The 11,984-nt window shown below is 74.0% G+C and carries 9 protein-coding genes; 7 read left to right on the top strand and 2 right to left on the bottom strand.

Annotation, left to right across the window (positions count from 1 at the left end; genetic code table 11):
* Positions 1-20 precede the first annotated feature (20 nt).
* Positions 21-425 carry a RidA family protein gene (locus tag M3148_RS04530; protein ID WP_251303490.1) on the top strand — a complete coding sequence of 135 codons (405 nt, stop codon included), beginning with the start codon at positions 21-23 and terminating at the stop codon, positions 423-425.
* Between the two features lie 56 nt (positions 426-481).
* Positions 482-1,642, top strand: a complete 1,161-nt coding sequence (locus tag M3148_RS04525) for an ROK family transcriptional regulator (protein WP_251303488.1) — start codon at positions 482-484, stop codon at positions 1,640-1,642.
* Between the two features lie 31 nt (positions 1,643-1,673).
* On the opposite strand, the gene M3148_RS04520 is transcribed toward M3148_RS04525, so the two are convergent.
* A complete protein-coding gene (locus M3148_RS04520; RefSeq protein ID WP_251303486.1) occupies positions 1,674-2,897 on the bottom strand; it encodes an NAD(P)/FAD-dependent oxidoreductase in 1,224 nt (407 codons plus the stop codon).
* Between the two features lie 150 nt (positions 2,898-3,047).
* Here M3148_RS04520 and M3148_RS04515 point away from each other — a divergent pair, with 150 nt between their 5' ends.
* From M3148_RS04515 to M3148_RS04495, 5 genes are all read left to right on the top strand, one after another.
* Positions 3,048-4,583: an MmgE/PrpD family protein gene (locus M3148_RS04515; protein ID WP_251303484.1), complete on the top strand. Its 1,536-nt coding sequence runs from the start codon at positions 3,048-3,050 to the stop codon at positions 4,581-4,583.
* Positions 4,583-5,476 carry a methylisocitrate lyase gene (prpB, locus tag M3148_RS04510; RefSeq protein WP_251303482.1) on the top strand — a complete coding sequence of 298 codons (894 nt, stop codon included), beginning with the start codon at positions 4,583-4,585 and terminating at the stop codon, positions 5,474-5,476. The genes M3148_RS04515 and prpB overlap by 1 nt, the downstream gene beginning before the upstream one ends.
* An 18-nt stretch (positions 5,477-5,494) precedes the next feature.
* On the top strand, positions 5,495-6,607 hold the full coding sequence (locus tag M3148_RS04505; protein WP_251303481.1) for a bifunctional 2-methylcitrate synthase/citrate synthase: 1,113 nt from the start codon (positions 5,495-5,497) through the stop codon (positions 6,605-6,607).
* Positions 6,608-6,652: 45 nt separating this feature from the next.
* Positions 6,653-9,577, top strand: coding sequence for an FAD-binding and (Fe-S)-binding domain-containing protein (locus M3148_RS04500; RefSeq protein ID WP_251303479.1), 2,925 nt, complete (start codon positions 6,653-6,655; stop codon positions 9,575-9,577).
* 94 nt (positions 9,578-9,671) lie between these two features.
* Entirely contained in the window at positions 9,672-10,832 is a 1,161-nt protein-coding gene (locus M3148_RS04495; RefSeq protein ID WP_251303478.1) for a hypothetical protein, read from the top strand.
* Here the strand turns inward: M3148_RS04495 and M3148_RS04490 are convergent.
* On the bottom strand, positions 10,798-11,946 hold the full coding sequence (locus M3148_RS04490) for an alpha/beta hydrolase (protein ID WP_251303477.1): 1,149 nt from the start codon (positions 11,944-11,946) through the stop codon (positions 10,798-10,800). The two genes, M3148_RS04495 and M3148_RS04490, sit on opposite strands and share 35 nt — an antisense overlap.
* Positions 11,947-11,984 lie beyond the last annotated feature (38 nt).

Raw genomic sequence — 11,984 nt, 5'->3', positions numbered from 1 at the left:
CCCACCCCAGGAGACAGATCATGACCGCACGGCAGTCCATCCGCACCGCTGAGGCCCCCGCGCCGGCGCACAGCTTCTCCCAGGGGGTCCGGCACGGGCTGGTGGTCCAGGTCTCGGGACAGGGCCCGGTGGACGCGGCGACGGGTGAGTACCTGCACCCCGGTGACGTCCGCGCCCAGACCCGGCTCACGCTCGCGAACGTCACGGCCGTCCTCGCGGCAGCGAGCTGCTCGTGGGACGAGGTCGTCATGGTCCGTGTCTACCTGGCGCGCCAGGAGGACTTCGCCGCCATGAACGAGGCCTACGCCGCCTTTGTCGGCGCGGCTGTCGCGGGGGACGTGCTGCCGTGCCGGACTACGGTCGTGGTCGGACTGCCCCGTCCGGACATGCTCGTGGAGATCGACGCCATGGCCGTGTCGGGCTGAGCCCAGTCCTCGGAGCGGCGGTTGACAGCAACCCGGGGCATCGGTCTACTGCCTCCATGGTCGGCCGCCTGCTCCGCCCGACGGCGAAGCTCCTCCCCAAGGACAGCCGGGCACACAACCGTTCCCTCGTCCTCCAGCACCTCTTCCACTCCGGACCGACGACGAGGACACGGCTCGCCGACGCCTCCGGACTCACCCGCGTCACGGTCGCCGACCTCGTCAAGGACCTCCTCGCCGCCGGGCTCGTCGAGGAGCTGGAGGCCGAGCCCAGGGGACGGGTCGGCAAGCCGGCGACCCGGGTCCGGCTGCGGGTGGAGCAGTTCCACATCGCCGTCCTGGACCTCACCGGAGGCGACGAGGTCCACGGCGCGGTCGTCGACCTGTCCGGGGCGGTCATCACGCGGAGGGTGTCCCACACGGCCGGGCTCCGTGGTGCCGACGCACTCGACGCTGTCCAGCGGCTCGCCGGTGAGCTCGTCGCGGATGCCGCCATGCCGGTCCTCGGCGTCGGTGTCGGTTCACCCGGGGTGATCGACGCGTCCGGCACCGTGGTCGACGCACCCAACCGCGGGTGGACCGGGGTGCCGCTCTCTGCCCGGCTCGGGAGCGTGCTCGGCCTGCCCGTGCACGTCGCCAACGACGCCGATGTGGCCGTGCTCGGAGAGCTCGCCTACGGCGGGGCGGGGCCCCTGGACGTCATGGCGCTGCACGTCGGACAGGGCGTGGGAGCGGGCGTCGTCACCAACGGCCACCTCGTGCGCGGCAGCAACTTCGCGGCCGGCGAGGTCGGTCACCTCACGGTGGTGGACGAGCGTGACGGCGACATCCACGACCCCTACCGGCTCGGGCCGCCCCTGCCCTGCGCCTGCGGGAGGACGGGCTGCCTGGAGACGATCCTGTCCCTGCCTGCGCTCCGCGCCCGCGTGGAGGGCCTGGACGAGGCGGGACGGAGCGAGGCGCTGGCAGCGGTGGGGCGGCGGCTCGGGATCGCGCTGGCACCGGTCGTGGCCGCCCTCAACGTCGGGGAGATCGTGCTCATCGGGCGGACCGACCTCCTTGGTGGGCCACTGGCCGAGGGCATGCTCACGATGGTCCGTCACCGCACGATGCCGGTGACCAGCGCGGGGCTCACGGTGCGCACGACGTCCCTGGGCGAGGACAGCGTCCTGCTCGGCGCTGCCGGACTCGTGCTGTCCGAGGAGCTCGGCTTCAGCTGACACAGCGGGAACCGCGGGCGGGACGGCCGGTTCAGCGCAACGGATCGAAGGGCACGATCGCCGGGTGTGTCCGCCCGGTGGTGATGCGCTCGGCGAGGAGCCGTCCGGTGACGGGCCCGAGCACCATGCCCCACATGCCGTGGCCCCCCGCGACGTAGACGTTGGGTGCCCGGGTTGCCCCGACGAGCGGCAGCCCGTCGGGCGTGACGGGGCGCGAGCCCACCCACTCGTCCTGGCGGTCCTCCAGGTCCACGCCGGTGAGGAGCCGGCGCGCCTGCCGAACGATCGCCGTGACGCGGCCGGGCTGGAACGGCTCGTCCGGCCCTCGCAGCTCCATGGTCCCCGCGATGCGGAAGCGGCCCCGGTAGGGCGTGCACGCGATGCGGGCGTGCGGCAGGTACACCGGGTGGCGCGCCGGGTAGTCCGTCGCGACGGTGAAGGAGTACCCCCGTCCTGCCCGGACCGGGACCCGGACGCCGAGCGGGCGGACCAGCCGGGGGAGCCACGCGCCGGTCGCGACGACGACGGTGTCCGCGGTGGTGCGCTCGCCCGTGGCCAGCGCGACCGTGGGCCTGCGCGTCGGGCTGACACCGGTGACCTCGACCCCCTCACGGACGTGGGCGCCGCGCTCGACGACGGCGCGGCCGAGCGCCTCGACATACGGCCCCGGCTCGAGGAAACGCTGCCCGTCGAGCCGGAACGCCACCGTGACGGCGTCCGACAGCTGTGGCGCGAGCTCCTGCGGCTCCGTCAACCGCTCGAAGGGGACGTCCTGCCCGTGTCGGACGGCTCCGGCCACCTCACCGCGGAAGCCACGGGACTGCGCCTCGTCCTCGAAACCCACGACAAAGGGCCCCGGACGCGTCCACGACCCGGCGCCCGTGAGGTCGAGCTCGTCGAAGGCCTCGAGGGCGAGCCTGTCGATCGGTGTCAACGCCGCCATGGTCCGGTCCCAGGCGCGGGACGTCGCGTGCCCGAGGAAGCGAGCGAGGAAGGACCACAGGCCGGGCTGGAAGCGGAACGGGACGTGCAGTGCTGCGTCCGGGTCCAGCAGCGCCCTGGGGCCGTAGGTCCACAGGCTGGGGTGCGCGAGGGGGATCGCCTGACCCGGGGTCAGCCAGCCGGCGTTCCCCCACGAGGACCCGGCCGCGATGCCGGTGCGGTCCAGCACGGTGACCTCGTGCCCGCGCTCCTGGAGGTGCCACGCCGTCGACAGCCCGACGATGCCGGCCCCAATGACGATGACGCTGCCCATACTTCCCCCCCGTGCGACCCGGGCCGATGAGTCCCCGACCACGCGAACGATGTCGAGCGTACTGAACGACCGGCATCTTGGCGGCGATGTCGTGATGCGCAGGCGGGTGCTCGGGAGAGGATGGGGACACCGCTCGGACGAGGAGAGTCGATGGCCGACCTGATCACCCACCACGTGCGCGTCCACGCCAGCGCGGCGCAGCTGCCGCGCGAGGAGCAGCTCGCGTGGAAGATCGCCGAGCTCGCCACCGACCCGGTCCCCGTCCCCGGCGACGTCACCGAGATGATCGTCAACCGGGTCATCGACAACGCCGCGGTCGCGACGGCGTCGCTCACCCGAGCCCCTGCCGTCGCCGCCCGGGCGCAGGCACTCGCCCACCCGTACCGGCCCGGCGCCACGGTCCTCGGCTGCGCCACCGAGGAGCGGGTGAGCCCCGAGTGGGCGGCGTGGGCCAACGGGGTGGCCGTCCGGGAGCTCGACTACCACGACACCTTCCTGGCGGCCGACTACTCCCACCCCGCCGACAACATCCCGCCGCTCGTCGCGGTCGCGCAGCACACGGCCGCCCGCCGCGGGCTCAGCGGGGCCGACGTCGTCCGCGGCCTGGCCACCGCCTACGAGGTCCAGGTCGACCTCGTCCGCGCGATCAGCCTGCACCAGCACAAGATCGACCACGTCGCCCACCTCGGGCCGTCCGCCGCCGCAGGGCTGGGCACGCTCCTCGGCCTCGACGCGGAGACGATCTTCCACGCCGTGGGGCAGGCGCTGCACACGACGACGGCGACGCGCCAGTCCCGCAAGGGCGAGATCTCGACGTGGAAGGCCTACGCGCCCGCCTTCGCCGGCAAGGTGGCCGTCGAGGCGGTCGACCGGGCGATGCGCGGCCAAACCTCTCCCGCGCCGATCTACGAGGGGGAGGACGGCGTCATCGCCTGGCTCCTCGACGGACCGGACGCGCACTACGCGGTGCCGCTTCCGGCCCCCGGATCACCGAAGCGGGCGATCCTCGACACCTACACCAAGGAGCACTCCGCGGAGTACCAGGCGCAGGCGCTCATCGACCTCGCCCGCCGCCTCCACCAGCAGCGTCCCGAGCTCGGCGACCCCGGTGTCGTCAAGTCCATCGTCATCCACACCTCCCACCACACCCACCACGTCATCGGCTCCGGCGCGAACGACCCGCAGAAGTACGACCCCAAGGCGTCCCGCGAGACCCTCGACCACTCGATCCCCTACATCTTCGCCGTCGCCCTCCAGGACGGGAGGTGGCACCACGTCGACTCATACCTTCCCGAGCGCGCCGCCCGGCCGGACACCGTGGGTCTGTGGCACAGGGTGACGACGGCCGAGGACCCCGAGTGGACCCGGCGCTACCACTCGCACGACCCGGCGGAGAAGGCCTTCGGTGGACGCGTCGAGGTCCGCCTCGCCGACGGCACCCGGGTGATCGAGGAGATCGCCGTCGCCGACGCCCACCCCCTCGGTGCGCGTCCCTTTGGCCGCGCGCAGTACATCGCGAAGTTCCGCTCCCTGACCGAGGGGGTGCTCGAGCCCGCCGAGGTCGAACGCTTCCTCGACGTCGCGCAGCGGCTGCCCGAGCTCACCGGTGAGGAGCTCGGCGGGCTCACCGTCACCGCTCCGCCCGCACTGCTCGCGTCCGTCACCGCACCGGAGGGGATCTTCTGATGCTCCACGCGACCACCCCGGCCCACGAGAAGCGTGCCGCCCTGCGGCGGCGCCTCGCGGGGGAGGACCTCCTCCTGCTGCCGGGGGCGTTCAACCCGCTGTCCGCCCGGCTCATCGAGGAGCGGGGCTTCGACGGCGTCTACATCTCCGGCGCCGTGCTCTCCGCCGACCTCGCCCTTCCGGACATCGGACTCACCACGCTGAGCGAGGTGGCCACGCGCAGCGGCCAGATCGCCCGCGTCACCGAGCTGCCCGCCCTTGTCGACGCGGACACCGGTTTCGGCGAGCCGATGAACGTCGCCCGCACGGTCCAGGTGCTCGAGGACGCCGGCGTGGCCGGGCTGCACATCGAGGACCAGGTCAACCCCAAGCGCTGCGGGCACCTCGACGGCAAGCAGGTGGTCGAGGAGGGGACGGCGCTGCGGCGCATCCGCGCCGCCGTCGACGCCCGCCGCGACCCCGGCCTGCTCGTCGTCGCGCGCACCGACGTCCGCGCCGTCGACGGCCTCGACGCCGCCGTCGACCGCGCCCGCGCGCTCGTCGACGCCGGGGCGGACGCCGTCTTCCCCGAGGCCATGGCCAGCCTCGAGGAGTTCGAGACCGTCGCCTCCGCCGTCGGCGTCCCGGTCCTGGCCAACATGACCGAGTTCGGCAAGTCCGAGCTCTTCACCACCGCCCAGCTCGCCGCGGCGGGGGTGCGGATGGTCATTTACCCCGTCTCCCTGCTGCGCCTCGCCATGGGTGCGGCGGAGCGCGGGCTCGATACGCTGCGCAGCGACGGCTCGCTGCGCGAGGAGGTCGCGGCCATGCAGACCCGCGCCCGGCTCTACGAGCTGCTCGACTACTCCGCCTACGCCCACTTCGACGCCGACGTCTACAACTTCCGTCTCTGAACCGCGAGGGAGCGAGCCATGAGCGAGGACATCCGCAAGGGCCTGGTGGGCGTGGTCGCCGACACCACGGCCATCTCGGAGGTCGACCCGAGGACCAGCTCGCTGCTCTACCGCGGTTACCCGGTGCAGGAGCTGGCCGAGCGCTGCACCTTCGAGGAGGTCGCCTACCTCCTGTGGCACGGGGAGCTGCCGACGCCGCTGGAGCGGGTCGCCTTCGAGGGGGAGGGTCGCGCGCAGCGGGCGCTGTCGGACCGGGTGCGGGCCGCCGTCGACCTCGTCCCGGCGACGGCGCACCCGATGGACGTCCTGCGCACCGCCGTCAGCGTCCTGGGGGCCAACGACCGGCACGCGGGCGACCGCCGCACCGACGAGGGCAAGGCCGTGGGGCTGCTCAGCCAGATCCCCGCCGTCATCGCCTACGACCAGCGGCGCCGACGCGGCGAGGAGCTCGTCGAGCCGCGTCCCGACCTCGGGTTCATCGAGAACTTCCTCAACATGACCTTCGGGCACGTCCCCGACCCCGTCGTCATCGACGCCTTCCGGGTCTCCCTCATCCTTTACGCCGAGCACTCCTTCAACGCCTCGACCTTCACCGCACGGGTCATCACCTCCACCGGCGCGGACCTGTACTCCGCCGTCGTCGGCGCGATCGGCGCGCTCAAGGGGCCGCTGCACGGGGGCGCCAACGAGGCGGTCATGGCGGTGCTCGAGGAGGTCGGCGAGGCGGGGCGCGCGGAGGAGTGGGTGGAGCGGGCGCTCGCGGAGAAGCGCAAGGTCATGGGCTTCGGCCACCGGGTGTACAAGCACGGCGACTCGCGGGTCCCGACGATGAAGGCGGCGCTGGACCGGCTCGTCGACCACACCGGGCGCCACGAGCTGCTCGCGCTGTACGACGCGCTCGAGACGGCGATGGTCGCCCGCACCGGGATCCGGCCCAACCTCGACTACCCCTCCGGGCCGGCCTACCACCTCATGGGTTTCGACGCCGTGACGTTCACGCCGCTGTTCGTCGCGGCACGGGTGACGGGCTGGGCCGCGCACGTCATGGAGCAGGCCGCGGACAACGCCCTCATCCGGCCCCTGTCCGCCTACGTCGGGCCCGCCGAGCGGCACGTGGGTCCTCGCACCTGACGGACGGTGCGGCCCCTGACACCGCCCAGGTGGCAGGATCGGGGGGTGACCGACCTCGTGCCCGACCAGCGCACCGACCTCGTCGCCTCCCTGCGCCGGGCCGTCGACGGCGACGTCCACGACGACACGCTCCACCGCGGCCTGTACTCCACGGACGCCTCGAACTACCGGGTGGTGCCCGACGTCGTCGTCATCCCCCGTGACGTCGACGACGCGCGCGCCGCCCTCGACACCGCGCGGCGGCTCGGCGCGCCGGTCACCACGCGCGGCGGCGGGACGTCGATCGCCGGGAACTCCATCGGCCCGGGCGTCGTCATCGACTTCTCCCGTCACGTCAACCGCATCCTCGAGCTCGACCCCGAGGCCGGCACCGCGCGGGTGGAGCCCGGCGTCATCATGTCCGACCTCCAGCGCGCCGCGAAACCGCACGGGCTGCGCTTCGGACCCGACCCCTCGACCCAGAACCGTGCGACCTTCGGCGGGATGATCGGCAACAACGCCTGCGGGCCGCACGCCGTCGCCTACGGCCGCACGGCGGACAACGTCTCGAGCCTCGACGTCGTCGACGGCACCGGACGTTCCTTCACCGCCGGGCGTGGCAGCCTCGACGCCGTCCCGGGGCTGGACGGGCTCGTCCGCGCCAACCTCGCGGCCATCCGCACCGAGCTGGGCCGCTTCAAGCGGCAGGTCTCCGGCTACAGCCTCGAGCACCTGCTGCCGGAGAACGGCGCCGACCTCGCCAGGATGCTCGTCGGTACCGAGGGCACGCTCGTCACGGTGCTCGGCGCGACCGTGGACCTCGTCCCGGTGCCGAGCGCGCCGGTGCTCGTCGCGCTCGGCTACCCGGACATGGCCTCCGCGGCGGATGCCGTGCCCGCGCTCCTCGCGCACGGCCCGCTCGCCGTCGAGGGCATCGACGCGCGGCTCGTCGACATCGTGCGCCGCCACCACGGGCCGCAGGCCGTCCCCGAGCTGCCGCGCGGCGCCGGCTGGCTCCTCGTGGAGGTCGGTGGCGAGGACAACGACGACGCTCTCGAGCGGGCACGGCGGCTCGCCGCGGACGCCGGGACCGACGCCGTCGCCGTCGTGCCGGCCGGGCCGCAGGCCGACGCGCTGTGGCGGATCCGCGCCGACGGCGCCGGGCTGGGCGGGCGCACGCCGTCCGGTGCCCAGGGGTGGCCGGGCTGGGAGGACGCCGCCGTCCCGCCGGAGAAGCTCGGCGCCTACCTGCGCGACTTCGAGGCGCTCATGGCCGACCACGGCGTCGACGGCCTGCTGTACGGGCACTTCGGTGACGGCTGCATGCACGTGCGCATCGACCTCCCGCTCGAGACGCCCGACGGCATCGCCCCGTCCCGTGACTTCCTCGTCGCCTCCGCCGAGCTCGTCACCTCCTACGGGGGCTCGCTGTCCGGGGAGCACGGGGACGGGCGCGCCCGCAGCGAGCTGCTCCCGCTCATGTACAGCCCCGGCACGATCGACCTCTTCGGGCAGGTCAAGACACTGTTCGACCCGGCCGAGCAGCTCAACCCCGGTGTGCTCGTGCGCCCGCGCCCGCTCGACGCGGACCTGCGCCGGCCCCACGCCCGGCCGCTGCTGCCCGTGGCCGGTGGCTTCACCTTCCACGAGGACGGCGGAGACATGACCCGTGCGGTGCACCGCTGCACCGGTGTGGGCAAGTGCCGCGCCGACACCTCCGCCGCCGGCGGTTTCATGTGCCCGTCCTTCCGGGCGACAAAGGACGAGAAGGACGTGACCCGCGGTCGGGCACGCATGCTGCAGGAGCTGGCCAACGGCACTCTCGTGGCCGACGTGCGCAGCCCTGCCCTTCACGAGTCCCTCGACCTGTGCCTGTCCTGCAAGGCCTGCTCGAGCGACTGCCCGGCCGGCGTCGACATGGCCCGCTACAAGTCCGAGGTGCTCCACCGCAGCTACCGGCGCCGCCTGCGGCCGGTCACCCACTACGCCCTCGGCTGGCTCCCGCGCTGGGCCGGGCTCATCACCCGCGTGCCGGCCGTCGCGCGCCTCGTCAACGCCGTTCTCGGCGTGCGCCCCGTCGCGAAGCTGGTGATGCGAGCAGGCGGCATGGACCCAAGGCGGGAGATGGTGTCCTTCACAACACAGCGCTTCTCGAGGTGGGCCAAGCACCACACCACCCCCTCCGCATATGTCGGAAAAACGCAGGCTGAGAGCCACTCCGAGCCGCAGAATTCCGACATATGCGGTGATGGGGGGAGCGGGGGGGCGCGGCGGGTGCTGCTGTGGGCGGACTCCTTCTCCGAGACGCTCGACGGCGCCGGGGCCCGGGCGATGGTCCGGGTGCTGCGGGACGCCGGGTACGAGGTGCTCGTGCCCGAGGAGCAGGCCTGCTGCGGGCTCACCTGGATCTCCACCGGCCAGCTCGACGGCGCCCGCCGTCAGCTCGAGCACACGATGTCGGTGCTCGCGCCCTTCGCCGCGAACGGCGTGCCCATCGTGGGCGTGGAGCCGTCCTGCACCGGCGTGCTGCGTGACGACCTCCTGGACCTCTTCCCGGAGGACCCCCGTGCGCGGATGATCGCCGAGGGCACTCACACGCTGGCCGAGCTGCTCACCGCCCCAGCGCCGCTCGGTCCGGGTGAGGACTGGCAGCCGCCGTCCCTCGAGGGCCTCGAGGTCGTCGCCCAGCCGCACTGCCACCACCACTCCGTCATGGGTTGGGAGGCCGACGCGGCGATCCTCGCCAAGGCCGGGGCCCGGGTCACCCGGCTTGCCGGGTGCTGCGGGCTAGCGGGGAACTTCGGCATGGAGAAGGGTCACTACGACGTCTCGGTCCAGGTCGCCGAGAACGCCCTGCTGCCCGCGCTGCGGGAGGCCGGCGCCGAGTCGGTCTACCTCGCCGACGGCTACTCCTGCCGGACCCAGGCGGCCCAGCTCGCCGGCCGCCAGGGCATCCACCTCGCCCAGCTCCTCGCCGGGGAGAGGCGCTGAAACCGTACTTTCGGCGGGGCCCGAGGCCCTCGAGAGGCGGGGGTGGCATGAGAAGATGGCACCGGTCCCCACGGTGCGAGAGTTCAGGTCGAGTATGCCGCTGTTCGAGTTCGAGGCCGGCCAGCTGATCCCGGCACAGATCGGCCACGCCGTCACCGACCCCGTCGAGCCGGCCGTGCTCGACGCCGTCCGGGCGCAGGTGCTGGAGATGCTCCGGCTGCCCGTCCTCCCCGTCACCTGGCGGGACGACGACGGCGCCCCGCGCCTCACCGCGATGGACCCCGCCGGCCACGTCGTCAGCGTCGAGGTGCTCGAGCGGCTGGACGCCCACGCCCTCGTCGGCGCCCTCGGACGGGCCGGGCACTCGGCGGAGCGCGGCTGGATCGACGTCGCGCGCAGCTACCCCTCCGGAGTCGGGGCCTTCCGCCGGGACTGGAACGCCTTCCGTGAGTCGCAGCCGGTCGGGACGGTCGTCACCGCCCGGGTGCACGTCGTCGCCGCGCAGATCGACGACGACGCCCGGCGGGCGCTGGACGCGCTCGCCGGCGCCGGGGTCGTCGTCCACGAGCTCGCCGTCCGGCAGATGTCCAGCGGGCGGCTCTTCCTCGACGTCACCGAGGTGAGCGTCCCCGTCGCCCCGCTGCCGTGGTTGTTGCCCGGCCGCACGGTCGCCGCGCTCGAGGCCGCGTCCTCGGCGCTGCCCGGACCGCCCGCCGCCGAGGAGGCGCAGCCCCAGCCGGTACCCGCCCTCGGGCGGCGCGCCCGCAGGCGGCGTGCCGCCGCTTCGGGGTCCGAGGGGGCGCCACCCGCGGACGCCCCCGCCGCTGACGCCGCACCCGCGGACGCGGCACCCGCGCGAGCCGACGACGCGGCACCGGCGCACGCGGCGCCGCAGCCCGTTCCCGCCGGCCACGAGCCGGCCACGCCCGACGAGGACCTCCTCGGCATCGGGGTGATGCTCGGCGAGCCCGTCACCCTGGTGTGGACCCGCAACGGCCACCGCGGGGAGGCGACGCTCCGGCCCGACGGCTGGATCATCGTCGCGGGCCGTTCCTTCGCGGCGCCCGAGGCCGCGGCCTCCGCCGTCGTCGGCGAGCCGGTCGCCGCAGAGGCGTGGGAGGCGTGGCGCTTCGGTGCGGAGGGCCCGAGCCTGCACGAGGCGCGCGAGGAGCTGCGAGCCGTCCGCGAGAGCGAGCGCCGCCGGGCCGAGGAACCTGGCCTCAGGCGGCGGCGTAGGCGCGCAGCCAGCGACTGAGCTCGCGGTAGGCCCCCTCGCGGACGGCCGCCGGGGAGAGCAGGACGTCGTGGACGGCGTCGCGCACCCGCGCGACCGTGACGAGTGGTCCCAGGCCGGGGGCACGGCGCGCGGTGAGCTCGGCGTCGATGACCGTGTCCGCCATGCGCATCTGCTCGGTCCACCTCGGCCCGAACAGCGACTTGTCCGAGACGAGGACGAGCACCGGGCAGGTGATGTCGAGGCCGGCGGCCACTTGGGAGTGACCGGCCAGGACGGCCGCCAGCCAGCCGGGCCGGATCGGGGCGCTCGGGCTCGTGCGCCAGGCGCGCTCGATCGGCCAACCGGTGTGGGCCGGGTCGGTGAGCTCCTCGGGGCTGAGCTCGGGCAGGGCGTCCTCACCGTGCGCGCCCGCCGCCCGCCCCGCGAGGACGCGGCTGTAGAAGCCGAGGTCCTTGAGCGGGAGGGCGGCCGTGGGCTGGTAGCGGGCGAGCCTCTCGATGACCGGCTGGCCCAGCGTGCGCAGGATCCACGAGCCCTGCAGCTCCAGCCACGGGGCGTTGAGGACGAGCGCGCGCAGCGCGCCGGGGTGGCGGTGCGCCCACAGCGCGGCCGTGAGGCCGCCGGTCGAGTGGCCCATGAGGACGACGTCACCCAGCTCGGGGTGGTCGGCACGGATGAGGTCACGCGCCGCGTGGATCTCCTCGTCGTAGGTGGACAGGGACTCGACGTACCCGCGCAGCTGGCCGGGGCGCAGGCTGCGCCCGTACCGGCGCAGGTCGAGGGCGTAGAAGGCGGCGCCGTCGGCTGCGCACCGGCGGGCGAGCTCGCGCTGGTGGAAGTAGTCGTTCCACCCGTGCAGGTGGAGCATGACGAAGCGCGGCGGGGTGGGCGGCGGCCCCTCCGGGTCGTCCTCGGGCCGGTAGCGCACGACGGTCGCGACGACCGGGCCGTCCTCGTCGGGCAGCAGCTCCACCGTGCGGGCCGTGAAGCCGTCACCCAGGACGTCGGGGCCCCAGCGGCCCACCGGCGCGACGGGCAGGTCTTCGAGCGCGGCGTCGGGGTCGTAGACGTCCACCTCCGCGGGGGCGTCCTCGACGTCGGGGGTCGGACGCAGGAAGGGGATGCTCGGCACCCGCCCATGGTCGCCCGGACGGGCGCCGGACGCACGCG

Source organism: Georgenia satyanarayanai (assembly GCF_023715365.1).
Classification (GTDB): Bacteria; Actinomycetota; Actinomycetes; order Actinomycetales; family Actinomycetaceae; genus Oceanitalea; species Oceanitalea satyanarayanai_B.
The sequence above is the reverse complement of the archived record's forward strand: the minus strand, read 5'-3'. Positions and strand labels throughout refer to the sequence as shown.

What these genes read in the sequence shown, in the direction of transcription:
- prpB (WP_251303482.1), top strand. Translation starts at nt 4,583, where the DNA reads ATGCTCCACGCGACCACCCCGGCCCACGAGAAGCGTGCCGCCCTGCGG.
- M3148_RS04505 (WP_251303481.1), top strand. Translation starts at nt 5,495, where the DNA reads ATGAGCGAGGACATCCGCAAGGGCCTGGTGGGCGTGGTCGCCGACACC.
- M3148_RS04530 (WP_251303490.1), top strand. Translation starts at nt 21, where the DNA reads ATGACCGCACGGCAGTCCATCCGCACCGCTGAGGCCCCCGCGCCGGCG.
- M3148_RS04520 (WP_251303486.1), bottom strand. Translation starts at nt 2,897, where the DNA reads ATGGGCAGCGTCATCGTCATTGGGGCCGGCATCGTCGGGCTGTCGACG.
- M3148_RS04495 (WP_251303478.1), top strand. Translation starts at nt 9,672, where the DNA reads ATGCCGCTGTTCGAGTTCGAGGCCGGCCAGCTGATCCCGGCACAGATC.
- M3148_RS04515 (WP_251303484.1), top strand. Translation starts at nt 3,048, where the DNA reads ATGGCCGACCTGATCACCCACCACGTGCGCGTCCACGCCAGCGCGGCG.
- M3148_RS04525 (WP_251303488.1), top strand. Translation starts at nt 482, where the DNA reads ATGGTCGGCCGCCTGCTCCGCCCGACGGCGAAGCTCCTCCCCAAGGAC.